Source organism: Microbacterium terrisoli, from assembly GCF_030866805.1.
GTDB classification, from domain to species: Bacteria; Actinomycetota; Actinomycetes; order Actinomycetales; family Microbacteriaceae; genus Microbacterium; species Microbacterium terrisoli.
On record NZ_CP133019.1, the window covers coordinates 2,282,880 to 2,307,946 of the forward strand.

The 25,067-nt window shown below is 67.8% G+C and carries 30 protein-coding genes and 1 tRNA gene; 16 read left to right on the forward strand and 15 right to left on the reverse strand.

Annotated features, from left to right (window positions below; genetic code table 11):
• Positions 1–4: 4 nt before the first annotated feature.
• Complete coding sequence (locus QU603_RS10200) at positions 5–682, reverse strand: MT-A70 family methyltransferase (protein ID WP_308491285.1); 678 nt, start codon at positions 680–682, stop codon at positions 5–7.
• A 30-nt stretch (positions 683–712) separates the two neighbouring features.
• Complete coding sequence (locus QU603_RS10205; protein WP_308493995.1) at positions 713–1,438, reverse strand: BglII/BstYI family type II restriction endonuclease; 726 nt, start codon at positions 1,436–1,438, stop codon at positions 713–715.
• Positions 1,439–1,891: 453 nt separating this feature from the next.
• Here QU603_RS10205 and QU603_RS10210 point away from each other — a divergent pair, with 453 nt between their 5' ends.
• The 14 genes from QU603_RS10210 to QU603_RS10275 all read left to right on the forward strand — a co-directional run bounded on the left by QU603_RS10210 (position 1,892) and on the right by QU603_RS10275 (position 10,978).
• The gene (locus QU603_RS10210; protein ID WP_308491286.1) at positions 1,892–2,119 is read left to right on the forward strand and encodes a hypothetical protein; all 228 of its coding nucleotides are present in this window, start codon (positions 1,892–1,894) and stop codon (positions 2,117–2,119) included.
• The gene (locus QU603_RS10215; RefSeq protein ID WP_308491287.1) at positions 2,116–2,358 is read left to right on the forward strand and encodes a hypothetical protein; all 243 of its coding nucleotides are present in this window, start codon (positions 2,116–2,118) and stop codon (positions 2,356–2,358) included. Before QU603_RS10210 ends, QU603_RS10215 begins: the two co-directional genes overlap by 4 nt.
• Before the next feature lie 18 nt (positions 2,359–2,376).
• Complete coding sequence (locus QU603_RS10220; protein WP_308491288.1) at positions 2,377–2,916, forward strand: hypothetical protein; 540 nt, start codon at positions 2,377–2,379, stop codon at positions 2,914–2,916.
• Positions 2,917–2,997: 81 nt separating this feature from the next.
• Positions 2,998–3,621, forward strand: a complete 624-nt coding sequence (locus tag QU603_RS10225) for a hypothetical protein (RefSeq protein WP_308491289.1) — start codon at positions 2,998–3,000, stop codon at positions 3,619–3,621.
• Between the two features lie 114 nt (positions 3,622–3,735).
• Complete coding sequence (locus QU603_RS10230; protein WP_308491290.1) at positions 3,736–3,954, forward strand: hypothetical protein; 219 nt, start codon at positions 3,736–3,738, stop codon at positions 3,952–3,954.
• A gap of 74 nt (positions 3,955–4,028) precedes the next feature.
• Entirely contained in the window at positions 4,029–6,203 is a 2,175-nt protein-coding gene (locus QU603_RS10235) for an AAA family ATPase (protein ID WP_308491291.1), read from the forward strand.
• Positions 6,204–6,305: 102 nt separating this feature from the next.
• Entirely contained in the window at positions 6,306–7,097 is a 792-nt protein-coding gene (locus tag QU603_RS10240; protein ID WP_308491292.1) for a hypothetical protein, read from the forward strand.
• Between the two features lie 241 nt (positions 7,098–7,338).
• Positions 7,339–7,752: a hypothetical protein gene (locus tag QU603_RS10245; RefSeq protein WP_308491293.1), complete on the forward strand. Its 414-nt coding sequence runs from the start codon at positions 7,339–7,341 to the stop codon at positions 7,750–7,752.
• Entirely contained in the window at positions 7,749–8,033 is a 285-nt protein-coding gene (locus QU603_RS10250; RefSeq protein WP_308491294.1) for a hypothetical protein, read from the forward strand. The genes QU603_RS10245 and QU603_RS10250 overlap by 4 nt, the downstream gene beginning before the upstream one ends.
• 23 nt (positions 8,034–8,056) lie before the next feature.
• Positions 8,057–8,440, forward strand: coding sequence for a hypothetical protein (locus QU603_RS10255; protein WP_308491295.1), 384 nt, complete (start codon positions 8,057–8,059; stop codon positions 8,438–8,440).
• The gene (locus tag QU603_RS10260) at positions 8,437–9,168 is read left to right on the forward strand and encodes a recombinase family protein (protein ID WP_308491296.1); all 732 of its coding nucleotides are present in this window, start codon (positions 8,437–8,439) and stop codon (positions 9,166–9,168) included. Before QU603_RS10255 ends, QU603_RS10260 begins: the two co-directional genes overlap by 4 nt.
• 22 nt (positions 9,169–9,190) lie before the next feature.
• Positions 9,191–9,451 (forward strand): hypothetical protein, encoded by a 261-nt coding sequence (locus tag QU603_RS10265; RefSeq protein WP_308491297.1) that lies wholly within the window; start codon positions 9,191–9,193, stop codon positions 9,449–9,451.
• A 5-nt stretch (positions 9,452–9,456) separates the two neighbouring features.
• Complete coding sequence (locus QU603_RS10270) at positions 9,457–9,756, forward strand: hypothetical protein (RefSeq protein ID WP_308491298.1); 300 nt, start codon at positions 9,457–9,459, stop codon at positions 9,754–9,756.
• A 34-nt stretch (positions 9,757–9,790) separates the two neighbouring features.
• Positions 9,791–10,978, forward strand: a complete 1,188-nt coding sequence (locus QU603_RS10275; protein WP_308491299.1) for a tyrosine-type recombinase/integrase — start codon at positions 9,791–9,793, stop codon at positions 10,976–10,978.
• 92 nt (positions 10,979–11,070) lie between these two features.
• On the opposite strand, the gene QU603_RS10280 is transcribed toward QU603_RS10275, so the two are convergent.
• Positions 11,071–11,144, reverse strand: a tRNA-Pro gene (locus tag QU603_RS10280).
• Between the two features lie 227 nt (positions 11,145–11,371).
• On the opposite strand from QU603_RS10280, the gene QU603_RS10285 reads away from it, so the two are divergent.
• Positions 11,372–11,962, forward strand: coding sequence for a GNAT family N-acetyltransferase (locus QU603_RS10285; protein WP_308491300.1), 591 nt, complete (start codon positions 11,372–11,374; stop codon positions 11,960–11,962).
• Positions 11,963–12,090: 128 nt separating this feature from the next.
• The gene (locus tag QU603_RS10290) at positions 12,091–12,447 is read left to right on the forward strand and encodes an RNA-binding S4 domain-containing protein (protein ID WP_308491301.1); all 357 of its coding nucleotides are present in this window, start codon (positions 12,091–12,093) and stop codon (positions 12,445–12,447) included.
• 86 nt (positions 12,448–12,533) lie between these two features.
• Here QU603_RS10290 and QU603_RS10295 read toward each other — a convergent pair whose 3' ends face one another.
• The 12 genes from QU603_RS10295 to recN all read right to left on the reverse strand — a co-directional run bounded on the left by QU603_RS10295 (position 12,534) and on the right by recN (position 25,042).
• A complete protein-coding gene (locus tag QU603_RS10295) occupies positions 12,534–13,445 on the reverse strand; it encodes an NUDIX domain-containing protein (RefSeq protein ID WP_308491302.1) in 912 nt (303 codons plus the stop codon).
• Positions 13,446–13,509: 64 nt separating this feature from the next.
• Complete coding sequence (der, locus tag QU603_RS10300; protein ID WP_308491303.1) at positions 13,510–15,033, reverse strand: ribosome biogenesis GTPase Der; 1,524 nt, start codon at positions 15,031–15,033, stop codon at positions 13,510–13,512.
• Positions 15,023–15,706: a (d)CMP kinase gene (gene cmk / locus QU603_RS10305; RefSeq protein ID WP_308491304.1), complete on the reverse strand. Its 684-nt coding sequence runs from the start codon at positions 15,704–15,706 to the stop codon at positions 15,023–15,025. Before cmk ends, der begins: the two co-directional genes overlap by 11 nt.
• A complete protein-coding gene (locus QU603_RS10310) occupies positions 15,699–16,820 on the reverse strand; it encodes a prephenate dehydrogenase (protein WP_308491305.1) in 1,122 nt (373 codons plus the stop codon). Before QU603_RS10310 ends, cmk begins: the two co-directional genes overlap by 8 nt.
• A complete protein-coding gene (locus QU603_RS10315; protein ID WP_308491306.1) occupies positions 16,817–17,596 on the reverse strand; it encodes a pseudouridine synthase in 780 nt (259 codons plus the stop codon). The genes QU603_RS10310 and QU603_RS10315 overlap by 4 nt, the downstream gene beginning before the upstream one ends.
• On the reverse strand, positions 17,593–18,270 hold the full coding sequence (gene scpB, locus QU603_RS10320) for an SMC-Scp complex subunit ScpB (RefSeq protein WP_308491307.1): 678 nt from the start codon (positions 18,268–18,270) through the stop codon (positions 17,593–17,595). The genes QU603_RS10315 and scpB overlap by 4 nt, the downstream gene beginning before the upstream one ends.
• Positions 18,260–19,108 (reverse strand): segregation and condensation protein A, encoded by an 849-nt coding sequence (locus QU603_RS10325; RefSeq protein ID WP_370655296.1) that lies wholly within the window; start codon positions 19,106–19,108, stop codon positions 18,260–18,262. The genes scpB and QU603_RS10325 overlap by 11 nt, the downstream gene beginning before the upstream one ends.
• Positions 19,092–19,925 (reverse strand): ParA family protein, encoded by an 834-nt coding sequence (locus tag QU603_RS10330; protein WP_308493996.1) that lies wholly within the window; start codon positions 19,923–19,925, stop codon positions 19,092–19,094. Before QU603_RS10330 ends, QU603_RS10325 begins: the two co-directional genes overlap by 17 nt.
• Positions 19,926–20,100: 175 nt before the next feature.
• The gene (xerD, locus tag QU603_RS10335) at positions 20,101–21,003 is read right to left on the reverse strand and encodes a site-specific tyrosine recombinase XerD (protein ID WP_308491309.1); all 903 of its coding nucleotides are present in this window, start codon (positions 21,001–21,003) and stop codon (positions 20,101–20,103) included.
• 1 nt (position 21,004) lies between these two features.
• Positions 21,005–21,619 carry an NUDIX domain-containing protein gene (locus QU603_RS10340; protein WP_370655297.1) on the reverse strand — a complete coding sequence of 205 codons (615 nt, stop codon included), beginning with the start codon at positions 21,617–21,619 and terminating at the stop codon, positions 21,005–21,007.
• A complete protein-coding gene (gene pyrG / locus QU603_RS10345) occupies positions 21,603–23,333 on the reverse strand; it encodes a CTP synthase (protein ID WP_308493998.1) in 1,731 nt (576 codons plus the stop codon). Before pyrG ends, QU603_RS10340 begins: the two co-directional genes overlap by 17 nt.
• A 17-nt stretch (positions 23,334–23,350) precedes the next feature.
• Positions 23,351–25,042: a DNA repair protein RecN gene (gene recN, locus QU603_RS10350; RefSeq protein WP_308491310.1), complete on the reverse strand. Its 1,692-nt coding sequence runs from the start codon at positions 25,040–25,042 to the stop codon at positions 23,351–23,353.
• Positions 25,043–25,067 lie beyond the last annotated feature (25 nt).

Sequence of the window (25,067 nt, forward strand, 5' to 3'; positions counted from 1 at the left end):
CGCATCAGCCGTTCACCACACCAGCGTACTGAGGTGGTCCCAGGATAGCGCCGCCGGTGTAACCTCGGTGTACCTTGCCGCGGACTTCTTCGACGTCTGACTCGTTACCCCAGGCTTCCCAGCCCTGACGCTTGTGTCGCGCGAACATCTCGAGATAGGGACCTGGCGAGCAAGACTCGATGAACTCGTACTGCTCATCGGGTTTGCGCGAGTGCTCGCGCTTGCGGGTCTCGATCATATTGACCTGGCTTCGCGCAGGTGCGAGGGTCCGCATTGATCCGCGCACGCCGAACAAGATGAGCTCCGTGACGTTGCGGAAGTAGAAGCCCACGCCGCGCCCATCCGGGCCGCCATCGATGCGGCGCTTCGCCCAGACAATGTTGCTGACATAACGGAAGCCCCACGCCCCCATAACCGCCATGCCGTCGGGCAGGAGCGCGTTTGGCACCCACAGGTATAGATGTGCGTTCTTCGCCAAGGTGTCCTCGACCGGAAGTGCCTTGATATCCTCCAGCGTCATGGTGTCGTAGCGGTCGAGACGACGGTGCTCGGGCGCGACCTTCCCAGTGCGGTTCGCGAATCGCCACGGGGGATCAGCGAGCACGGTCTTAAAGCCGCCTTCGACCTTCGGTAGTGGGACGAACGGTGTGGGGTGGGCGTCAGCGCGGAGAGGGGAAGCCATGTCAAGAACTCTACTTTGGAGTTCCGACGTCTACCCTCCGGTGAACGGCGAGCCGTCCCAGCTGCTTGCCGACACGCCGACGAGCAGCACGGGGCACGTTCCTGACCCACCCCTGAGCAGTCGATCCTCAGCGTTGGCCAGCGTGGTAGTTGTGCTCGTCTTGAGGTCGATCGGCAGCTTCGGATTCTGTTGGTCGGGCGGCAGGGTCTGCTGATACTCCATCCACAGCCGCTCAGCGAGACCCCGAAGATTGCCGCGGTCCTTCGTGATAATGACCGCGCCATCGATCAGTGCGTTCTCGTGCCAGGAGCGATAGGCCGACAGGTCACGGTCGAGATTACCGTCCTTGGCGTTCCACTCGATATCGACGATCATTCGCCCCTTGTAGTTGTCGACTCGGTAGCCTCTCGCATAGAGAGCTGGGACCTCCTCGATATGGCGTCCCTCGGTACGCACACCCTGGGCGTGGAAGTCAGTGTGAAGGTAGCCCCTGACCTCGAAATCGATGCGAGTCTCCTCCCAGCCCAGGGCGCGAAAGCGCTGATCCAACGCGGCGGTGAGGTCGCCCTTGTTGCCGCCCGCGCGGAGCCACTCGTTCGGGTGCAGTTCGAAGTCGTCTAGCACCTGGAGGAGCTCCGCGAACTCGACCCGAGCCACGGCGTTCAGGATGGCCGCCGCGTTCCCACTTTCCGCCCACTGGTACCGAGAGCGGATACCCGGCGGAATGACATCCGGGTTGTCGTAACTACGCGTCATGTACACCTCGGCACCATATCGAACCGGAGGGGTCCGGAGGGGATGGCCTGAGTGGTGTTTCTAATCACCAGAGGCCCGGTCCCCCGTTTTGGTGGGAGATTCCGGGCCTCATCAGGTTGGTGGCAGGTGAGGGATTCGCCCCCCTCAAAAGTCGAAGACGGCTGATTTAGTCAGTCTGTAATGCTCCTTCGCTGAGTGCCGGGGCTGACCAGTGCTGACCACAGCTGCGCTTCTTGCCCGGGATCATGCGAATACCCGGTCGGCTTTGGTGTGCGCTGGTCACCCCTGGTTTGGCGCGGTCGGAGGGGTTCTCGAGGGTGCCGCCACCGCTCGCAGCCCCTGCACTCTTCTATTCGACCGGTGTTCTACGCCGCACACACATCCGACCGAACGTGTGTGAATGCGATGGAGTTAGCTTCCGCTTATCAACGGCAATAACCAGAGGAGGACGAAATGGCTCGGCCGAAAGCACTCGCCGAGGACGATGTCCGCATGGAGACTTGCGTGCCCGCTGGGGTCGGGACCGCACTTGACATCGTGGTTGCGCTAACCGGCGCGAGCCGCGCCACGGTGCTCCGACAGGTGATCGTCGCGGGATTGGAGTCCTACGCACTCGTGAATCCCGAGATCGCCGCTGCACTACCCACCACCACCTACAAGAAGGAGCAGGACCGGTCATGACTATGCCTGGAAGTGAATTGCCCCCGTACCCGAAGATCGGCGGCGCGACTGTCACGCGGCTACGCAACGCGCGCAAGCAGTACAAGGCCTCGTCCGAGTCGATCGACAAGGCGCTGGCGACGACCGAGCGCGGATTCGAGGAGGCGTTCAAGGACGCCGACAGCCGCGCTGCCACGCGCGACCGCATCAAGGCTGCCGCCGACAAGAACCGCGACATCTCTCGCCTCAACCACCGCTGACCCGCAAGGAGAACCGACATGGCCACCAGCACCACCCCGCCCGACATGCAGGACAGCCCTGCACCCGCACCCACGAGCACCCGCGACAACGGTGGCGCTCTCGTCAACATGGTCGGTCCCGGCGCTCTGGACCGCATCCGCCGCGAGGCGAGGGAGCGCGCGTACCCGAACAGCGAAACCGAGCGCCGCTACATCAACGCTGTGGACCGCGCCGTCTTCGACCGTGTCAGCGGCCTTGAGAAGCACATGGTGGCCGCCGCCGAGCATGAGCTCGCCGCGAACACTAAGCATCTGGAGGCGGCGGACGGTGTGTTCGATGACCTGCTTGCGCTCCGCACGCGGCTGGATCGCGGATTCGAGGACCCACAGGCTCTGGCCACCGAGTATCGCAAGCTGCTCGGTCGCGCCCGAGATGTGCAGCGCAAGCTCGCTTCCGCCGCGCGCTCAGCCGCGTTCTACGGCGAGCGCGTGGACGACCCGTACGCCGCCGCCGACCATGTGATGGCCATGTTGCCGGTGTCCTCGTATATCCCGATCGACCCCAGCCGCTATCTCTGAAAACAGGAAGACCCCGGGAACGGCCTTCCACAACCGTTGAACCCCGGGGGTCTTCCCTCGACCGGAAAGGAAGAATGAACCATGAAGACGCTCATCCCGACGAAGAAAGACTACTTTGACCGGGGCATCACCGCTCTGCGGTTCCCCTGGGAGCCAGCGACAGTCGAGTCATGGACCCTGCCGCTTGAGCCCCGCGTGGACATCGACGGCAAGCACACTCCCATGCGGTATCTGCCGGCCATCGCCCTGGCCACGCTGCGCTACCTCGCGCCCCCGCTCGACGGGATCGTGCCGAACAGCTGGGGCATCGTCACCGAGGCCACATGCCGCCTGGCGCACTGGCGCTTCCAAGGACACCGTCGCTCAGCGTGGCAGATTGCCGAGAACTTGCAGTCGATCTACTGGCCGCTGTCGAAGCCGGTATTCGGCCGCTACCGGACGCTGCAAGCCGACCCCTGGCGCGGGCTTGAACTGCTCCGCCTGACCGACCTGCGCTCCATCGGCTCAGTCGAGTGGTGGTGCGACGTGCCCACCGCACACGACGCCTACACCTTCGAGACCGTGCGCCTGCACGAGGCCATCGCGAGGTTCGATCCTGCCGACGACTCCCAGCGTCAACCGGGGTCACGGTTTGCTATCGCATCGCCGAAGCGGCAGAATACCTCTCACACGTCAACGACAACGCGAGGAGAACAGGCTGTGTAGCGCCTCTGGGCTACATCGATGGGAAGGACCCCGTCGTGATCATCCATTACCGGATGGCTCGACCGGGTCCTATTTGTTTGCCCGGACGGACCTTCCATCACGAAGGGTTCAATCATGGCCAAGTCCATCGCCGAGCCGACTCGGCAGTTCACCTACAGCACCGCACCCGCTCGCATCCTGGAGCGTCACGGCATCACCATCTCGACGCGTCAACTGCAGCGCTGGGTCGAATTGCGACGCGTCGATCATCTGAAGATCGGCCATCGCGTCTACTTCACGGATGAGAATCTCGACGCTCTGATCGACTCGCTGACTGTGAAAGCGGTCCGATGAGCGCCCACGCCTGACACCACCGTTCCGAGCGGCATCCAAGGTACTGCGCTCACCCGACCCCAGAAGGATCATCCATGTCTATCCACATCGAGCGAGAGATTCCTCCGGTGCTTCAGCGGTTCCTCGACCGGCTCGACCAGGATTCGCTCACGCACGCGGGCGGACTGCAATTCAAGGCGCGATGCCCTGCGCACGATGACGACATGCCGTCGCTGTCGATCGGGTGGAGCGACAAGGGCAAGGTGCTCGCCAAGTGCCACGCCGAGTGCGAGTTCTCAGACATCATCAGCGCGCTCGGTCTGACCCGCAAGGATATCGAGACGCCGCGCCAGATCGTCGCCACGTACGACTACGAGAACGAGGACGGCCACCTGGAGTACCAGGTGGTACGCGAGGATCCCAAGGCGTTCTTCCAGCGTCGCCCCGGTGAGCGCAAGGGGCAGTGGATCAACAACACGACCGGTGTCGCGCCAATCCCGTACCACCTGCCTGCGCTCGCCGAGCTCGTCGCGCACGGTACCGCCGAAGACACGATCTGGATCGTCGAGGGTGAAAAGGACGTTCAGGCCATCGAGGAGGCCTATGGCGACGTGGCGACGTGTAATCACGGCGGGGCTGGCAAATGGACCGACGAGCACTCGTCGTACCTCGAAGGCTTCCCGGGGCAGGTGGTTATCGTCATTGACGCCGACGAGAAGCCTTCCAAGCCGGGCCAGAAACACGCGCTCACCGCGTACGAGTCCCTGCTGCGCGTTACGGGCATCGAGGCAGAGCTCGCTTACCCCGTCGTCGGGAAAGACGCCGCAGACCATGTACCTGACCACGACGCCGACGAGTTCATTGCAGTAACGCCGGACCAGCTTCGTGCAGAGATCGCGGACGCCAAGAAGCTCCCCGAGCCTCTGGGGAAGGGATCTCGGTCTTCCAGCAATGCGCAGGAGCCTGCGGCGAAACGTGACCTTGTGATTGTGAAGGCATCCGAGGTCAAGTCGACCCGTCAGCGGTGGCTGTGGGAGGGTCGTGTGCCGCTGGGCATCCTCGCATTGCTCGGTGGTCGTGGCGGGGTCGGTAAGTCCACGTTCTCGCTGTGGGCTGCAGTCGAGCTCCAGCACGGTCGACTCCCGGGCGACTTCCACGACAAGTCGCTCCCGGTCCTCTACGTCGGGATCGAGGACGACTGGGAGACCCAGGTCAAGCCCCGGCTGGCGGCTGCTGGCGCAAACATGAACCTGGCGCTGTTCCTCAAGGTCACGGAGACCGTCGAGGAGACCACGGGTGATCGCGTGCCCGATCTGTCCCAGGACATGCCCCTTCTCGAGGAAGCCCTTGAGCAGTTCGGGCCGTGCCTGATGATCGTCGACCCGTTGCCGTCGCTCATCCATGATGACGACCACCGCCGTAACGTCGTGCGGGCTGCACTGGACCCATTGCTCGGGGCGCTCGCACGGACACGTTCAACCCTGTTCGGCATCATGCACACCAGGAAGGGTGGCGGAGCCGCAAACGATCTGCTGTCTGGCTCGCACGCCTACTACGACGCCGCGCGTGCAGTGATGCTCTTCGCCAAAGACGACGAATCCGGCCAGGTGATCATGTCTCAGGTCAAGGGCAACTACTCGGCGGATGAGGCCACCGACTCGCTGGCGTTCAAGCTCGTGAACACCCCGGTAGAGCTGGACGACTTCACTGTGCAGGACTACGCGCGTGTCGAAATCGTCGGTGCCACGAGTATGTCCGTAGAGGAGATCGTCAACCGAGAGCCGCTGCGCGAAGAGGTTGGCGTGCGCGCTCGGTGGATCGTGGATTACCTCTCGCACCGTAACGGCTTCGCGCTCGCCACAGATGTCCAAGACGCCGCTCACGAGGAGAACGGCTGGACCGAACGCCAAATGCTGTCCGCGCGCGCAAAATGCTCCCCCGCCGTCAAGAGCAAGAAGGCGCGCGGTGCGATGAACGCTCCATGGTTTTGGTGCTTCGCGACGGTGGAGCCGCCGTCCGCCGAAGAAGACCAATTCTCCCCGAGAGCGCAGTCTTGGTCTTCTTCCGGAATCTCGCAGGATTCTTGGTCATCGCGCTCCCAAGGGTCCGCCAAGAATCCCGATGGCAGTTCCGACCAAGAATCCCACCCCGATGACCAAGGCTCCTCAGTAATTCCGGAAGAAGACCAATATTCCGCTCTTAAGAGAGAAGCGGGTTCTTCACGTTCGCCTCGTCTGCGCATTCTGCGAGAAGGCGATGTCGCTCCATAGGCCGCCGAGGGGACGGGTGCTCGCTGGGTCGTTCCGTTCGCGTTCGCCCCGTCCTCTCGGCCTGTACGGAACAACGATCAACGAAATGAAGGGTGGAAGGTCATGACTGACAAGAAGGGCATTGACGAGCCGGTCAAGCGCGAGGTCGGAGTGTGGAAGGACGGGCGTAGACCGAAGGTGCTGTGCACCGCACACCGAACCAACGGGGATCCTTGTAATCGGGTACCCATCAAAGGATCGAACGTATGTGCTACTCATGGCGGAAGGGCTCCTGCTGTCCGCGCTGCCGCCCAGGTCCGCATTCTCATGTCGAGCGATCTGGCAGTCGCCAAGCTGGTGAAACTCCTGACCTCCAAGGATGAGCGAGTCGTACTCGCTGCCGCGAAGGACCTCGCCGACCGGGCGAACCTTGCAGGGACGCAACAGGTCGAGATAGGTGTGACCAAGCGCACGTTCGAGGATCACGCGAGCGATATGGTCATGGACCTCGACGTTGACGAGGACGACGAGGACGACCTGGACGACGAGTACGACGACATCGTCGATGCCGAGGTTGTGGAGGACGAGCCGCCCGCCGAGACCCGGCATGACCGTGCCGCGTTCCGCGAGGCCCTCGCCGAGCGCCGCCGCGAACACCAGGCCCTGTCCAAGGCGAAGCGCGGTGCGCGATTGACCGAGGAGCAGCGCGCCTCAGCCGCGCGCCGTGCCAGCGCGGGCGGACCAGTGGACGAGCCGGACCGACCCGACCCCTGGAACGCGCCGGACCACAATCCGGAAGAGCGGATGACCAGGGAACAGCTGATGCTCGCCCGCGAGCGCGGCGACAGCACGTCCAGCCGAGGTAGTGGCCGCACGATGTCCCCGAAGCGCCGGGCGCAGCGTAACGGCGGCTGAGTTCGGACCGTAGCCACCCCGGAGCCACACAGGGCTGGCCGTAGCCACACGAGAGCCCGCGAGATGGGTAGCTGGGAGGGTACGGCCAGCCCGATGAGCCCTACGCCACCGTAGTCACGAGCATATTGCTTAGCCCATACCAAATTGGGTGAGCAGTTTGCCATAAGGGGACCTTGGGGGCGATCATTAGGTCAGATCGAACATCCGTTCGATACCAACTGGGTCGGAAAGGACTCCCACCATGAACGCTAAGAAGGTCACCGCCTCCACTCCCGCTCCGCTGGCACACCGCGTGCCCGCCGAGGTCAGCGCACTCATCCAGACCTACAGCGCCTGGATCGAGGAGCAGACCGGTCAGAAGGTCGACCCCATGTCGGTCTATCTCGGTAGCCAGCTGCGCGGCTTGTTCCAGAAGAGCGACGGCAACCAGGCTCGGCTCGCGGAAGCCGCCAAGGCTCGCGCCGCGAAGGCCTCCCAGCCTGCATCCGCGGCCAAGACGGCACTCAAGGCCAAGGCGCAGCCGAAGAAGGTCACGCGCCGTCGCCCCGCGAAGGGTTCCACTGTCGCGACCAAGGCGGGCGTCGTGATCGCTGAGCAGCGCCACATCGACGCGACCACCACGCCGACCACCACCGGCGCGAAGGCGGGTGCGTGATGCTGTTCGACATCGAGCGCGGGCCTAACACCCCGGCATACCCGGACACCCGCGACGGTGCGATCCAGTGCCTGACCGACATCGCACACCCCGACATCGCCGCGCTGGCGCAACGGGTCGTCACTGAGGGCACGCACACGTGGATCCCCGATCCGGCAGTGGCGGGCGTGTGGGGTCTGGTGAACGTCGCCGACTACCGCACCGGCAACACGGCGGTGATCGTCGTGTACTGCACAGACGGCGACCTCACCGTTGACGAGGCCTTCGAGGGGCGTGCCTGATGAACCTCGACGCTTACTGGCAGATGTACGACATCACCCTCGCGCGCATCCGCGACGAGAGGCCTGCCACGTTCCACAGCCTCAAGGCCATCCTGGACCGCTTCCAGCCACCTTCCAGCGGTGATGCCTTCTTCCCCGATGGTGCTGATGACACCCTCGCGCACGCGCTGCGCGACGCGGGCTGGTACCTCACCTTCCGAGGAGCGGACTACCTGTACACCGCCGAGCACCCCACCTCACACGCGAAGCTGCAGTACGTCGAAGGCGATGTGTTCGACAAGACGCCAGCGCCGATCTGCTCACGCTGTGGCAGGCCGCTCGCTCCCGGTTGCTGCGACACCACGGACATCATCCTGTACACCGCAGACCAAGCCGATGCACCCGCGACCGAGGAGGACGAGCGATGACGACCATGATCGGATACCTGCGCGTGAGCACGGAGGACCAGGCCAGCAGCGGTCTGGGACTGCAGGCGCAGCGCGACACCATCCGGGCCTACGCGGACCGGCACGGCTGGGACATCGCCTGGTACGCCGACGAGGGCCTGTCCGCGAAGTCCCTGGACCGTCCGCAGCTGCAAGCCGCGCTCCAGCGACTGCACACCAGCCCGAAGAAGCGTGACGTCGACGGCCTCGTGGTCGCGAAGCTTGACCGCCTGTCCAGGTCCGTGCCGGACTTCGCCGGGGTGCTGGAGCTCGCTCGCGCGCGCAAGTGGTCACTGGTGGCGATCGACCTGGGTGTGGACACCAGTACCCCGACCGGCGAGCTCGTCGCGAACGTGATGATGTCGGTGGCGCAGTGGGAACGGCGGATCATCGGCGAGCGCACGTCCGCCGCGATGCAAGCCGCCAAGCGCCGTGGACAGACCTTCGGCGTCGCGTCTGCCTTGCCCGCCGCCACGGGTGCACGCTTGCTCGCCCTGCGCAAGCAGTACACCCTGGCCGGCACCGCCGACCGACTCAACGCGGAAGGCCTGACCACCGCGACCGGTCAGGCCTGGTCAGCGAACACCGTCGCCAAGGTGCACAAGCGCCTCACCCGCGCGGCCACAGCGCACACCAGTCACGCCAGTCACGCCCGCGACATGAACCACACGAACCACACCGAGGAAGCCAGCGCACCCCGCGCTGCATGACACACAACACAAGGAGCACACCATGTCCACGCAGTACACCCCTGGAGCCGTCGTCACCGTCGGCACTCTGGAAGTCGGCAACACCATCTTCCTGCGCGAGCGGCGCGGCGTCGGAGTGCCGGTACCGATCACCCCGGCCACCGTCACGGCGCTGACCCCACTGCCCGACGGTCGCGTACGCGTACACGTGCGCAACGTCAACGGCGCGGCGAGCGTACCCGCCGCCTCTCTGGGCGACCTGCCCGTCAGCCGCGAGTTCCGCCTGGCCGTCGCCGCGGCGTGATGAGCATGCCGCTGCACCGGCCGATGCCCGCACACAAGACCGAGGGCACCGCCTACAACCTGCACCCCGCGACTCGGGCCACCGAGGCACAGCGCCTACGCCACGGCGATGTGATCGTGCCCGAGCCGGGGTGTCCGGTCGTGATCACAGCCCTGCGCCGCAAGTACGGCGGCGTGAACGTCACCGGGCGCTACATCTGGCAGGCCGCCCACGAAACGGCCTGGTCCGTGGGCCGCTACCCGCTCGCCGCGCGCGTCGCAGTGGCCCTGCCCGGCGAGTACCCGCACACCCACGCCGAGCACTAATCCGAATATCCGACCACACACCAAGGAGAAGGACATGGCATCTGCACACATCAAGGTAGACCAAACGTCCAAGGGGACCCGGTACACCGTGCGGTGGCGACCGCAGTCGGGCAGCTTCCGCAAGAAAACGTCCTACAACAAGCGCGAGGCCGAGCGGTTCCGCGACAGGATCATCCGCGAGCTGGAGGAGGGCAACTCGACCGAGCACCTGGCAGGCCGATCGAAGACGTTTCGACAGGCGGCTGAGCAGATGATCGCGGCGAGCGCACATCTGAAGCAGAAGACGCTCGACGGCTACGAGATGGCACTCCGCGTGCACGCGTACCCAGCGTTCGGGAACCGCCGCATCTCAGTGTTGAAGGCCTCCGACATCGACCACTGGATCGCCGACCTGCGTGCGAAGCCGAAGAAGGACGGGACGCGACGCAGCGAGACGAGCGTGCTGGGTACCTACAAGGTGGTGCGGAAGGTGTTCTCGTACGCCTACGCTCACCGGCTGATCCCGTTCAACCCGTGCATCGCCGTTACCAAGCCCAAGGCAGACACCGCTGAGGCGCGGTTCCTCACAGTGCAGGAGATCGACCGACTGGCCCACGAGCTCGCCGCGCAGCCACCGTACGATCTGCTGGTCAGGTTCGCCGCGCTGACCGGCTTGCGGCTCGGAGAAGTTGCTGCACTGCGCATCCGCGACATCGATCTGCGTAATGCTCTGGTGAAGGTCGAGCTCAGCAAGACCCACACCAGCAAGGGCTACATCACTGCCGCACCCAAGACCGCACACGCCCGGCGCGATGTCCCCATTCTGGACGACGACCTGTTCCGCGACATCGGGGTGTACCTGCGCCACCATCCGCACCGCGACAACCTGGAGGCGGGGCTGTGGCCCGGAAAGGTGCCCGGTCACAACAGGCTCAGCTACGACCGCGACTTCGACCCGAAGGGCTTCTATCGATACACCTTTAAGCCTGCCGCCACGCGCGCCGGACTCGATGGGTTGCACTTCCACGAATTGCGCCACACCTTCGCCACGCTCGCGCTGGAGCTTCGAGCGCTCGACATGTTCGAGCTGTCTCGTGCCATGGGCCACGCCAACCAGGACATCACAGACAGGGTCTATGCGCACGTCCGCCCACGCGACTTCAGCGCTCACCGCGCCGCGTTCTCTGCGGGGATCAAGGCAGCGCGCTCGCAGCCCACGCCGATCCGAGCGATAGGCGGCTGAGTCTGTGGATAACCGGAGTCCTTTTGGAGTCCTCGGCTATCCCAGACATGCAGAAGGCCCGGAGACTCTTGCGAGATTCCGGGCCTTTTCTGTCGGGATGACAGGATTTGAACCTGCGACCCCCTGACCCCCAGTCAGGTGCGCTACCAAGCTGCGCCACATCCCGTTGCTCGCCGAAGCGGACAACTCCACCATCCTAACCCGTCCGGGCAGGCCGCGCGAAACCGGCGATGGATCGGCGGCGAGCCGCGGCATCCACCCGACAACGATGCGCAAACGTTACCCGGGTTCGACGCGTGCGACCGTAGGCTGACCACGTCGGCGACAATGGCGTCGTCGACCCTGAGCTCCCGACTCTTGTCGATGTCCGACGTCCCTACTACCGTCTCGTGCATGTCTACGATCACGATCCAACCGGCCACGGCCGATCGCTTCGACGACGTGCAGCACGCGCTCAGCGGCGGCGGTGACGGCGCCGCCTGCCAGTGCCAATGGTGGATGCTGCGCAACAAGGACTGGCAGAACACCTCCCGCACCGACCGCGAAGAGATGCTGCGCCACGAGATCGGCGCTCCCGTCTCCCCCGCCCTCATCGCGTACGTCGACGGCGAAGCCGCCGGGTGGGTCCGCGTCGGGCCGCGCACCGCGCAGACCAGGCTCGCCTACACGCGCGCGTTCGCGGCATCGCCGCTCGCCTGGGACGATCCGGACGTGTGGGCGGTGACGTGTTTCGTCATCCGGCGCGAATTCCGTGGGCAAGGGCTCAACCACCGTCTGCTCGAGGCGGCCGTCGCGCATGCCCGGGCGAACGGCGCGCGGGCGATCGAGGCGTATCCGGTCGATGTGCCTGTCTCGAAGCGGCACACGAACGATCTGTACATCGGCATCCTGTCGGTGTTCCTGGCCGCGGGATTCGCAGAGGTCGCCAGACCCAAACCCGACCTCGCGATCGTGCAGCTGCTGCTCGACGAGCAAACGGGCTGAGTGGTCCGGGCGCGCGCCTACGATGGAGCACGTGCCGCCGATGTCGTCAATCGCCCGTGGGGCGGGCTCCGTGCCCTCCCTCGTCGTGCCTGCGGTGGGCGGCGGCGCGGTGCCTGTGGAGCTCGCGCATGGCTGACACGGTTCGGGTGGATGCCTGGCTCTGGGCGGTGCGGATCTACAAGACGCGATCGGCCGCGACGACTGCTTGCCGAGCAGGACACGTGCGGGTCAACGGCGAACGGGTCAAGGCCGCTCAGGCCGTGCGGCCCGGAGATGAGCTGCGCGTGCGGATCGCCGGGTTCGACCGCATCCTCGTGGTGCGCCAGACGATCGCCAAGCGCGTGGGCGCGGCCGTGGCGGCGACCGCCCTCGAAGACCGCACCCCGGCGCGCGACCCGGCACCGGTGATCGCACAGCGCGACCGCGGGGCGGGTCGGCCCACCAAGCGTGAGCGCCGCGACATCGACCGGCTGCGCGGGCGCTGACCGTTGCGCGGGCACCATCACGCCCGCTCTCACCAAGAATCCCTGGTCTCACCAAGAATCCCTGGTTCGACGCCGGCGCCCTGCGGCTACGGCGCGGCCGGCAGCAGGTCGAGCAGCCAGCGCGTGCCGTGCACCTCGGCGCCGAGCGCGCGTGACCGATCGGTCAGCTCGCGGTCGCTGGTCACGACGCTGACCTGGCGCCCCGACTCCACGAGGCGCCGCGCCTCGTCGACGATGGCGTCGTCGCCGGATGCGGCTGCCCGCACGATCCGCACGCCGTCGGCTGCGGCATCCACCGCCTTCGCCTGGCCCTCGACGACCACCGAGAATTCCGGGAACCAGGTCTGCTCTGCAAGATCGAGGGCTGAGGCGTCCACACCGGCCACGGCCAGGCTCGACACGCGCTCGATGAGGCGTGCGGCGGCTCCGGCACGGTCGCGCCACCACCCGTCGGGCACCGAGCCGATGACGTTGGCCGCATCCACGACGACCGCCGGACGCACCTCGAGCAGCGCGCGCAGCCGCGGCCACGCGTCGGCGAAGCCGGGGTGCAGCGGTCGGCCCGTGATCTCATCGAGCGCAACCCACTCCAGCGCCCGGCTCTCGGGGTCGCTGATCACCGGCTCGAACGGCTCCACGACGTCGCCCACGAGCGTCGTGTAGGTCCACACGTCGAGGTCCAGCACGCTCTCCAGCCGCGCTCGCACGGCGTCATCGGGCACGCCCGCCTCTTCTTGCGCTTCGCGCAGTGCGCCGTCGCAGGCTGATTCACCCTGATGCCGCGCGCCGCCGGGCAGCCCCCACGTGTTGCCGTGGTGACTCCACGACACGCGATGCTGCAGCAGCACTCCGCGCGAGCGGTCATAGGCGAGCAGCCCGGCCGCGCCATAGCGCCCCCAGTACCGCTCGCCTTCGTCGGTGATGACCCAGGCGTCGCCGGGGTCGCGCGGACCCTCTGGACGCCGATGCGCACCGAACTCGGGATACTCGATCCTCACCGTTCCAGACTGTCACACGGCAAGGATGCCGCGGCGCGCACGCGTCACGTGGCGACGCACGTGTTCAACGCTGGCGCTTCTCGCGCACGCGCATGTTGACCACGATCGGCGACCCCTCGAAACCGTAGAGCTCGCGCAGCCGGCGCTGGATGAACCGCCGGTAACCGGGGTCGAGGAACCCTGTCGTGAACAGCACGAACGTCGGCGGTCGGGTGCCGGCCTGCGTGCCGAACAGGATGCGCGGCTGCTTTCCGCCGCGCAGCGGGTGCGGGTGCTCGGCGACGAGCTCGGCCAGGAATGCATTGAACTTGCCGGTCGGGATGCGGGTGTCCCACGAGTCCAGCGCCGTCTGCAGCGCCGGCACGAGCTTGTCGAGGTGACGGCCGGTGCGCGCCGAGATGTTCACCCGCGGCGCCCACGCGACGTGGGCGAGGTCCTGTTCGATCTCACGCTCCAGGTACCGGCGCCGCTCGCTGTCCTCGAATTCGGCCGTGGAGAGCACGTCCCACTTGTTGTACGCGAGCACCAGTGCGCGGCCGGACTCGAGCACCATGTCGATGATGCGCACGTCCTGCTCGCTGATCGGCTGCGAGACATCCAGCACGACGACGGCGACTTCGGCCTTCTCCAGCGCGGCGGAGGTGCGCAGCGACGCATAGAAGTCGGCGCCTTGCTGCAGGTGCACGCGGCGGCGGATGCCGGCGGTGTCGACGAAGCGCCAGATCTTGCCGCCGAGCTCGACGATCTCGTCAACCGGGTCGCGAGTGGTGCCTGCCAGCTCGTTGACGACCACCCGCTCTTCACCGGCGGCCTTGTTCAGCAGCGACGACTTGCCCACGTTCGGCCGCCCCAGGATCGCGACGCGGCGCGGGCCGCCGATCTCCTGCTTGGCGACGGCGGACTCGTCGGGCAGGCTCTTCACGACCGCGTCGAGCAGGTCGGCCACCCCGCGCCCGTGGATCGCCGAGACCGGGTGCGGCTCCCCCAGCCCCAGGTTCCACAGGGCCGCCGCCTCGGGCTCCTGCCGCGCGTCATCGACCTTGTTGGCCACCAAGAAGGTCGGCCGGCCGGACTTGCGCAGCAGTCGCACGACGTGCTCGTCGGTCGAGGTGGCCCCGACCATGGCGTCCACGACGAACAGCACGACATCCGACAGGTCGATCGCGACCTCGGCCTGTGCGGCCACCGACCGGTCGATGCCCTTCGCATCCGGCTCCCACCCGCCGGTGTCGACGAGGGTGAACTGACGGTCCAGCCACTCGGCCTTGTACATCACGCGGTCGCGGGTGACACCCGGGGTGTCTTCGACGACGGCTTCGCGCCGCCCGAGGATGCGGTTGACCAGCGCCGATTTTCCGACGTTCGGCCGACCGACGATGGCGACCACCGGCAGCGCCGGCAGATATTCGATGCCGTCCTCGCCGAGGGTGATGCCGGCCAGCAGCGCGGCGTCTTCATCTTCGAGTTCGTAGTCGCTCAGCGATGCCTGCAGCGCGTGGGCGCGCTGCTCGGCGAGCTGCTCGTCCACGGCGGCGAGCCGTTCGGCGAGGTGGTCGGGGCCGCCCTCGTATTCGTCGTCAACGCCCATGGGGACTCTCCTGCTTCTGGTGGATGACGCCCAGCACCGCGGCAACGGTCTGGGCGAAGTCGAGGTCGGTGGAATCGACGACCTCGACGCCGTCTGCGGCGTTGAGGAAGTCGACCACCGTCGAATCTGAGGCGTCGCGCCTGTGCAGCGCCGCGGCGACGGCTGCGGCATCCTGGCCCGAAAGCTCCGCCGAACGGCGCGCGGCGCGCACCTCGGGAGCTGCCGTGAGCAAGATGCGCACCGGCGCGTCGGGGGCGACCACTGTCGTGATGTCGCGCCCCTCGATGACCACGCCCGGTCGGTCGGAGCCGGCCGCGAGCTGTCGGAACAGCGCGTTGACCTGCGTGCGCACCTCGGGCACGCGCGCGACCCCGCTGACCGCCGACGAGACCCGCGGGTCGCGGATCGCCTCGGTGACGTCGGCCTCTCCCACCCGCACCCAGTACTGGTCGGGGTCCAGCGAGATGGCGTACGGGAATCGGGATGCCGCGGCACGCACCGCATCGGCGTCGGCGGTGTCAGCGCCCTGCTCGAGGACGTGCCAGGCCAGAGCCCGGTAGGCGGCTCCGGTGTCGAGATAGCCGTAGCCCAGCTCACGGGCGGCCTGCTTCGACACGCTCGACTTGCCGGAGCCGGCCGGACCGTCGATGGCGACGATGACGACGTCAGTCAAGGGTGCTGCTCGCAATCTTCCAGCCGCGCTCGGTCAGCCCGTCCACCGCGCGCCGCACGGCGGCAGGGGTCACGCTGATCTCGGCCAGGCCGAACTGGGCGCCGGGAGAATGCTCCAAGCGCAGGTCTTCCACGTTCACGTCGAGGTCGCCCAGTTCGCCGAACAGGCGTCCGAGCTGCCCGGGGGTGTCGTCGACCATGACGACCACCTGGTCGAAGCGGCGGTTCTGGCCGTGCTTTCCGGGCAGACGGTCGACGCCTTCGTTGCCGCGGCGGATCATGTCGGCCACCGCCCGGCGCGAGCCGGGGGCTTCATGGCGGCGCAGCGCGTCGGCGACACCGGCCAGATCATCGGCGAGTGCATCGAGCACGTCGACCACGGGCGCCGCGTTCGAGGAGAGGATCTGCACCCACAGTTCGGGGGCGGATGCTGCGATGCGCGTCGTGTCGCGCACCCCCTGACCTGCCAGCTGCAGCGACCCTTCCGGCGCGTCCACGAACCGGCCCGCCAGAAGGCTGGCCACCAGCTGCGGCACATGAGAGGTCAGGGCCACCGAACGATCGTGCTCGGCAGGGTCCATCTCCATCGGCATCGCGCCCAAGTCCAGCGCAAGGCCCTCGACCACAGTCAGGTCGGCGGGGCTCGTCTCATCGTCACGGCACACCACCCAGGGGCGGCCGATGAAGAGGTCGGCGCGGGCTGAGATCGCCCCTCCGCGCTCACGGCCGGCCAGCGGGTGCGAGCCGATGTAGTGGGTGAGGTCGACGCCGCGCTCACGCAGTGCGCGCAGCGGCTCGAGCTTGACGCTGGCGACGTCGGTGACGACCGCATCGGGAAAGGCGGCCAGTTCGCGCTGGATCACATCGGCGGTGACATCCGGGGGCACAGCCACCACGACAAGCCGCGGGCGGTCGTCGGCTCGTGCGGCGCGACCGGCGCCGTAGTCGACGGCCAGACGCAGCGCGGCAGGCGAGGTGTCGTCCAGGGCGACATCCACTCCGCGTGCCGTCAGCGCGTGGCCGATGCTGGCCCCGAGCAGTCCCGACCCCACGATCCGCACCGTGCCCGAGGTGCGCGCAGATCCCCGCGCAGGCACGGCCGTCTTTTCGCTCACGAGGTCTCCGGATCATCCTTCGGCGGAGTGGGTTCCGCAGGCTCACGGCGCGACAGGGTGAGCAGCGCGCCGCGTTCCACTTTAGTCAACTCACGTACCGCCCCCACCGGGAGAGTTCCCAGGTGCAGCGGTCCGAACCGACGGCGCACGAGGTCGATCACCGGGTGGCCGACCGCGGCCATCATGCGCCGCACGATGCGGTTGCGCCCCGAATGCAGCGTGAGTTCGACCAGGCTCGTGTCGCCCGACCGGTCCAGCAGCCGCGCCTTGTCGGCGTGGATGGGCCCGTCCTCCAGGTCGAAGCCGCGCGTGAGACGCCCGATCGTCTGCGGTGTGACGGTTCCGCTCACCTTCGCGATATACACCTTCGTGACCCCGAACGAGGGGTGTGCCAGCATGTGAGCGAGTTCGCCGTCGTTGGTGAGCACCAGCAGGCCGCTGGTCTCGACATCCAATCGCCCCACGTTGTAGAGCCGCTCCTCCCACTCCCGCGTGTACTGACGCAGGTCGGTCCGGCCGCGGTCATCGTGCATCGAGCTGACCACGCCGGTCGGCTTGTTCAGCATCACGTAGCGCTTGGTCTGGTCCAGCTGCACCGCGACGCCGTCCACGTCGATGAGGTCGGTCTCGGGGTCGATCCGAGAGCCGAGCTCATCGACCACCGTGCCGTTCACGCGCACACGGCCGGCGGCGATCAGCTCTTCGGCGACGCGGCGCGAGGCCACCCCCGCATGTGCCAGGGCCTTCTGCAGGCGCACGCCCTCGGCATCCGTCATCGTCGAAATCCTCTCTGCGGGTATGTCTGTGCGCGTGCATCGTCCAGCCCATCCGAGCCGACCGTGTCGACGTCGTCGAGCAGCGGCGAGATGTGCGGCAGCTCGTCGATCGAGTTGATCCCGAGGTTCACCAGCAGCGCATCGGTGGTGCCATACAGGATCGCACCGGTCTCGGGGTCGGTTCCGACCTCGGTGACCAGGCCCCGCGCGAGCAGTGTGCGCACGACCGAGTCGACGTTGACCGCACGGATCGAAGCCACCTGCCCGCGTGACACGGGCTGCTTGTAGGCGATGACCGCCAGCGTCTCCAGCGCCGCCTGTGACAGACGTGCAGGCGCCTGGGTGCCCACGAACTCGGCGACCAGCCCGTCGTGCTCTTCGCGCACGTACAGCCGCCAGCCGCCGCCGACTTCGCGCAGCTCGAAGCCGCGGCGGGGTCCGGCGCCCTCGCCGTCGTAGTCGGCCACGAGCGTCTCGATCGCCTGGCGAACGGCCGGGACCGGCGCCCCCACGGCGGTGGCCAGCGACACGAGGCTGTGCGGCTCTTCGACGATCAGGAGGATCGCCTCGAGCTTCTGCGTGAGGGTCGGCGGGTCGGCCGGCGAGTCGGCCGGCGGGTCGGCCGGCGAGTCGCCGAGCGAACCTGCGGTGACAGGCGACGCGTCATCGGTCATAGTCGGCTCCCAACGTGGCCAGGTTCTCTTCGCTCCAGCGCTCGGCGGTCCAGCGCAGCGTCAGCTCGCCGAGCGGCTCGAGCTGCTCGAACGAGAGCGCGGCGCGGCGGTACAGCTCCAGCACCGACAGGAACCGTGCGACCACGACCCCGGTCTGGGTCACGCCGGCGACCAGCTCCCGGAACGACAGCGTACCCGCCCCGCGCAGCAGGGTCACCACGACGGCAGCCTGTTCGCGGATGCTCACCAGCGGGGCGTGCAGGTGGTCCAGCCCCACGGTCGGGATCTCCTTCGGCGCGAAGGCCAGCACCGCGATGGCGGCGAAGTCGTCGGCCGACAGCGTCCACGCCAGCTCGGGCGCCTTGCGCCGGTACTTCGCATCCAGCCGTACCGACCGCGCGTGCCGCACGTCTTCGCGCTGCAGGCAGCGGGCGAACCAGACCGAGACCTCTTTGAACGCCCGGTACTGCAGCAGCCGGGCGAACAGCAGGTCGCGCGCCTCGAGCAGCGCGACCGATTCGGCGTCGACGAGCTCGCCCTGCGGCAGCAGACCTGCCACCTTCATGTCGAGCAGGGTCGCGGCCACGACGAGGAACTCGGATGCCTCCTCCAGCTCGTCATCGGACTGCAGCTCGCGCAGATACGCGATGAACTCCCCCGTCACCTTCGACAGCGACACATCGGTGATGTCGAGCTCGTGTTTGCTCAGCAGCGTCAGCAGCAGGTCGAACGGACCGTCGAAGACGCTCAGCGACACCCGGAAGCCGGCGTCGTCGGCGGGCGCCGTCTCAGGCGACGGCACGTGCCCTTCCGGCGCCGTCTCAGGCGACAGCGCCACGGTCGACCAGCTCCCGCGCCAATCGCAGGTATGCCTGAGCGGCCGGGTGCTCGGGGGCGAAGTCGGTGATCGGCATGCCCGACACCGAGGCATCCGGGAACTTCACGGTGCGCCCGATCACGGTCTCCAGCACGTCGTGGCCGAACGCTTCGACGACGCGCTCGAGCACTTCACGCGAGTGCAGAGTGCGCGGGTCGTACATCGTCGCGAGCACCCCGTCCAGCGTGATCGACGGGTTCAGCCGGTCGCGCACCTTGTCGATCGTCTCGATCAGCAGCGCAACGCCGCGCAGCGCGAAGAACTCGCACTCCAGCGGGATGATCACGCCGTGGCTGGCGGTGAGCGCGTTGACCGTCAGCAGGCCGAGCGAGGGCTGGCAGTCGATCAGGATCACGTCGTACCGCGGGCTGACCGACCGCAATGTGCGGGCGAGGATCTGCTCGCGGGCCACCTCGTTGACCAGGTGCACCTCTGCCGCCGACAGATCGATGTTGGCCGGCAGCAGGTCGAGGTTCTCCACGCCGGTGGGCACGATGACCTCACCCGCGTCGCGCTTGGGATCCAGCAGCAGGTCGTAGATCGTGGCCATATCGTGGGTGGCGATGCCCAGGCCCGCCGACAGCGCGCCCTGCGGGTCGAAGTCCACGGCCAGCACCTTGCGTCCGTAGCTGGCCAAAGCCGCAGCCAGGTTGATCGTCGTGGTGGTCTTGCCCACGCCGCCCTTCTGGTTGCACAGCGCGATGATCCGCGCAGGTCCGTGCGTCGACAGCGTCGGCGGGGTGGCGAACCCGTGGTAGGGGCGCCCCGTGGGACCCAGCGGAGCGTCGTCCGAAGCCGTGCCCGCACCCTTCGAGGCCGCCGTCGTCTTAGCCGTGCTTCCCGCCACCGGTCTCCTGCTCTCGTCCGTGTCGTCCGCTCGATTCTAACGATGCCGACGCGTGTTCACAGGGTCTGCGAGTGGGATGTCGCATACTGACCCGTGTTTCGCACCGTCATCGGGCCCGCGGGTGCGATGTCGCGTACACATCGCGCAGGGCGTCGACGCTGACGTGGGTGTAGATCTGCGTCGTGGCCACCGACGCGTGACCGAGCAGCTCTTGCACCACGCGCACGTCGGCACCGCCCTGCAGCAGGTGGGTGGCGAACGAGTGGCGCAGCGTGTGCGGCGACACGTGCGCGCTCAGCTGCGCGCGCTCTGCCGCCTGGCGGATCACCAGCCACGCGCTCTGCCGCGACAGCGGTGCCCCGCGCACCCCCAGGAACAGTCGCGGCGTGGCCCTGCCGCGCGCCGCGAGCGCCGGCCTGACCCGTGTGAGATAGGCATCCAGTGCGTCACGCGCGTACTCGCCGATCGGCACCACCCGCTCCTTCGAGCCCTTGCCGCGCACGCGCAGCACGTCGCCGTGGCCGACGTCGTCGACATCCAGCTGCACTGCCTCAGACACCCGCGCCCCGGTCGCGTACAGCAGCTCGAGCAGCGCACGGTCGCGCAGTCCGATCGGCTCGTTCGGGTCGGGGGCGGCCAGCAGCCTCTCGACCTGGTCGACCGTGAGCGCCTTGGGCAGCCGCTGCGGCAGCTTGGGCGGATGCATCCGCCCGGTCGGGTCGGCGGTGTCGATGCCTTCGCGGGTCAGGAAGCGGTGCAGGCTGCGCACCGAGGACTGCAGACGCGCGAGGCTGGATGCCGCAGGCCGCGGCACCGCCGCACCCCGGGCCGCGATGAACTCCGCCACGAGGGCCGCGGTCACCGCCTGCGAATCCTCGGCGCCGTGCTGCCGCATCCATTCGATGTATCCGCCGAGGTCCCGGCGATAGGCGGCGATCGTGTTCTGGCTCAGTCCGCGCTCGACCGTGATGTGACGCAGGAACGCATCCACCGCCCGGTCCAGCCGCATCTCACACCCCGCGTCGCAGCCGTTCCGCGGCCGCGAGCAGGCCGACCGAGAGGATGCCGTTGCGCATGCGCCCCTCGAGCACCGCGGTCACGGCGTCGTTCAGCGGCACCCATTCGACCCGGATGTCGGCCTCTTCGGCGTCGCGCGCGAAATCGGCGTCGACGGCGGAGAGCCCGCGGGCCAGAAAGATGTGCACGACCTCGTCGTTGCCGCCGGGCGTGGTGAACACGCTCGCCAGCTCCGACCACTCCTCGGCGGCCATGTCGGCCTCTTCGGCCAGCTCCCGACGCGCGGCCTGCTCGGCCGGCTCGCCGGCGACATCCAACAGCCCGGCCGGGATCTCCCAGTCACGGTGGCGAATGGGATGCCGATACTGCTGGATCAGCAGAACCCGCTCCTGATCGTCCAGTGCCACCACCGCCGCAGCCCCCGTGTGGGCGACGTATTCGCGCACCAGCTGCTGGTCGTTGTAGCCGAACGTGTCGCGGCGCACGTCCCACACCCGCCCACGGAACACGAGCTCGCTGGAGATCACATCGGCGGTCACCGGCTCGTCGCGCAGCGCCGAGGCCGCAGTGCCGGTCTCATACACGCGCGGGTCAGTCATCGTTGTCATCGGTGAACAGTTCGCCGGCTTGGTGGCGCTCCAGCGCCGCCCCCACCAGTCCGCGGAACAGCGGGTGCGGAGCGGTCGGACGCGATCGCAGCTCGGGGTGGGCCTGCGTGGCGATGTAGTACGGGTGCACGTCGCGCGGCAGCTCCACGTACTCGACGAGATGGTGATCCGGCGACAGGCCCGAGAACGAGAGCCCCGCCGCCGCGAGACGGTCGCGGTACGCGTTGTTGACCTCATAGCGGTGGCGGTGGCGCTCAGAGGCCGAGTCCGCGCCGTAGAGTTCGGCAGCCAGCGACCCCTCGGCGAGGTCGGCCGGGTACAGGCCGAGCCGCATCGTGCCGCCCATGTCGCCGGCGGCGATGATGTCGACCTGCTCTGCCATCGTGGCGATCACCGGGTCGGCGGTGTCGGGATCGAACTCGCTGGAGGAGGCCCCGACGATGCCGGCGACGTTGCGCGCGTACTCGATGACCATGCACTGCAGGCCGAGGCAGATGCCCAGGGTCGGAATGCCCTGCTCACGCGCGAACCGCAGCGCGCCGAGCTTGCCCTCGATGCCGCGGATGCCGAAGCCGCCGGGCACCACGATGCCGTCCAGGCTCGACAGGTTCGTCTGCGCGCCCTCTTGGGTCTCGCACGAATCCGAGGGGATCCACCGGATGTTCACGTGGGTCTCCTGCCCGAATCCACCCGCACGCAGCGCCTCGGTGACCGACAGGTACGCGTCGGGGAGGTCGATGTACTTGCCGACCAGACCGATCGTCACCTCGTGCTTCGGGTTGTGCACGGCGCGCAGCACCTGCTCCCACCGCGTCCAGTCGACCTCTCGGGCCTTGTTCAGACCGAGCGTGCGCACGATGTAGCCGTCCAGGCCCTGGTCGTGCAGCATCGAGGGGATGTCGTAGATGCTCGGCACGTCGACGGCGTTGACCACGGCGCGCTCATCGACGTCGCACATCAGCGCGACCTTGCGCTTGTTGGCTTCGGTAACCGGCCGGTCGCTGCGCAGCACGAGTGCGTCGGGCTGGATGCCGATCGAGCGCAGGGCTGCGACGGAGTGCTGGGTGGGTTTGGTCTTCTGCTCGCCCGACGCGCCCATGTACGGCAGCAGCGACACGTGCACGAAGAACACGTTCTGCCGGCCCAGTTCGTGCCTGATCTGACGTGCGGACTCGATGAACGGCTGCGACTCGATGTCGCCGATCGTGCCGCCCACCTCGGTGATGATCACGTCGGGCTTGGGGTCGGCGTCGGCCTGCAGGCGCATGCGGCGCTTGATCTCGTCGGTGATGTGCGGGATCACCTGCACGGTGTCGCCGAGGTACTCGCCGGCGCGTTCGCGTGCGATCACGCGCGAGTAGATCTGGCCGGTGGTGACGTTGGCGGCCTGGTTCAGGTCGACGTCGAGGAACCGCTCGTAGTGGCCGATGTCGAGGTCGGTCTCGGCGCCGTCGTCGGTCACGAACACCTCGCCGTGCTGGAAGGGGTTCATCGTGCCGGGGTCCACGTTCAGGTACGGGTCGAGCTTCTGCATGACCACCCGCAGGCCGCGGGCGGTGAGCAGGTTGCCGAGACTTGCCGCGGTCAGACCCTTGCCCAAAGACGAAACGACACCACCGGTCACGAAGATGTGCTTGGTGGTGTCGCCTGCTGCCGTGGTGTCTGCTGCCGTGTCGACCAGAGGATCCGAGCTGCCTGCGCCAGAAGTATGCATCACGGGCTTCTATGTTATCAGTCGGATGAGGCCGTCTGGAGCAGTTCCCGCGCGTGGGTGCGCGCGGCCTCGGAGTCCGAGCCCGACAGCAGCCGTGCCATCTCGATCTCGCGCTGCGCACCGTCCAGGCCCCGCACGCTCGACGAGGTGACAGTGCCGTCGTTGGCTTTCACGACGCTGAGATGATTCGTGGCGAAGGCGGCGACCTGCGCGAGGTGCGTGACGGCGATCACCTGCGCGGTGCGCGACAGCCGTCGCAGACGCCGCCCCACCTCGATCGCCGCAGCCCCGCCGATGCCCGCGTCCACCTCGTCGAAGACGAACGTGGGCACCGGGTCGGTCGCGGCGATCACGACTTCGATCGCGAGCATCACACGGCTCAGCTCGCCGCCCGAGGCCCCGCGCGCCACCGACCGCGGTTGCGCGCCGGGGTGCGGTGCCAGCAGGATCGCGACGTCGTCACGTCCGTGCGCGGTCTGTGCACCGGGTGTCACGGTGACCTCCAGCCGCGCATCGGGCATCGCGAGCTGCCGCAGTTCGGCGGTCACCTCGCTGCCGAGCCGCAGGGCGGCTTCGCGGCGAGCGGCCGACAATGCCTCCGCCGCAGCGTCGAGGGCGGATGCGGCATCCTCCCGCGCAGCGGTGAGTCTGTCGATGCGATCCGAGTCGTCATCGAGTTCGGCCAGCCGCGCCGAGCCGGTCTGCAGCAGTGTGAGCGCGGCGTCGACCGTCCCGTGGGCGCGCACGAGCCCCGCCAGCACCGACTGCCGTTCCTGGACAGCGGCCAGTTCATGCGGGCCGGAGTCATCGAGGTCGGCGAGGTAGCCCGACAGCCCGGACGCCAGATCGGCGACGCGGTAGCCGAGGTCGGCGGCCTGATCGGCAAAGGCCTGCAACGCCGGGTCGCTGCCGCCGGCGCGCTCGAGGCTGCGGCGCGCCTCGGCCACCAGCACCGTCACATCCGGGCCGTCGCCCTCACCCGACAGCAGCACGTGCGCCGTGGCGGCGGCCAGCCGCAGCTCTTCGATGTTGGACAGTCGCTCCGCGCGCGCGGCGAGGTCGGCGTCCTCGCCGGGCTGGGGGTCGGCCGCCTCGATCTCGGCGAGGGTCGCACGCAGATCATCGGCTTCGCGCGCCCGGGCGTCTCGGTCGGCGACCAGCGCCTGAAACTCCTGCTCGACCTGCCGCCACGCGTCGTGGCATGCGCGGTAGGCGGCGAGGGCCCCGGCGACCTGCTCGCCGCCGAACCTGTCGAGCGCATCGCGCTGGGCCGCAGCCGAACGCAGCCGCAGCTGATCGGACTGGCCGTGCACGACGACGAGCTCGTCGGCGAGATCGGCCAGCACACCGGCCGGCGCGCTGCGCCCGCCGACACTCGCGCGGCTGCGGCCCTCTGCCGTCAGAGTGCGCCCGACGTACAGTTCCGCGCGACCGTCGCCGATGGGTTCGACCTCTCCCCCGGCTTCGCGCACGCGGTCTGCGACGGCGCCTTCTTCGGGCACGTTCCACACGCCGTCGACCGAGGCCTGCGTCGCCCCCGCGCGCACGGCGCCCGAATCCGCGCGCTGGCCCAGCAGCAGGCTGAGTCCGGTGATCACCATCGTCTTGCCCGCGCCGGTCTCACCGGTGATCGCCGTGAATCCTGGGCCGATGGGCAGCGTCGCCTCGGCGATCACGCCGAGGTCACGCAGGTGCATCTGTTCGATCACGCTGCGACTCCTCGCCGGCTCACTC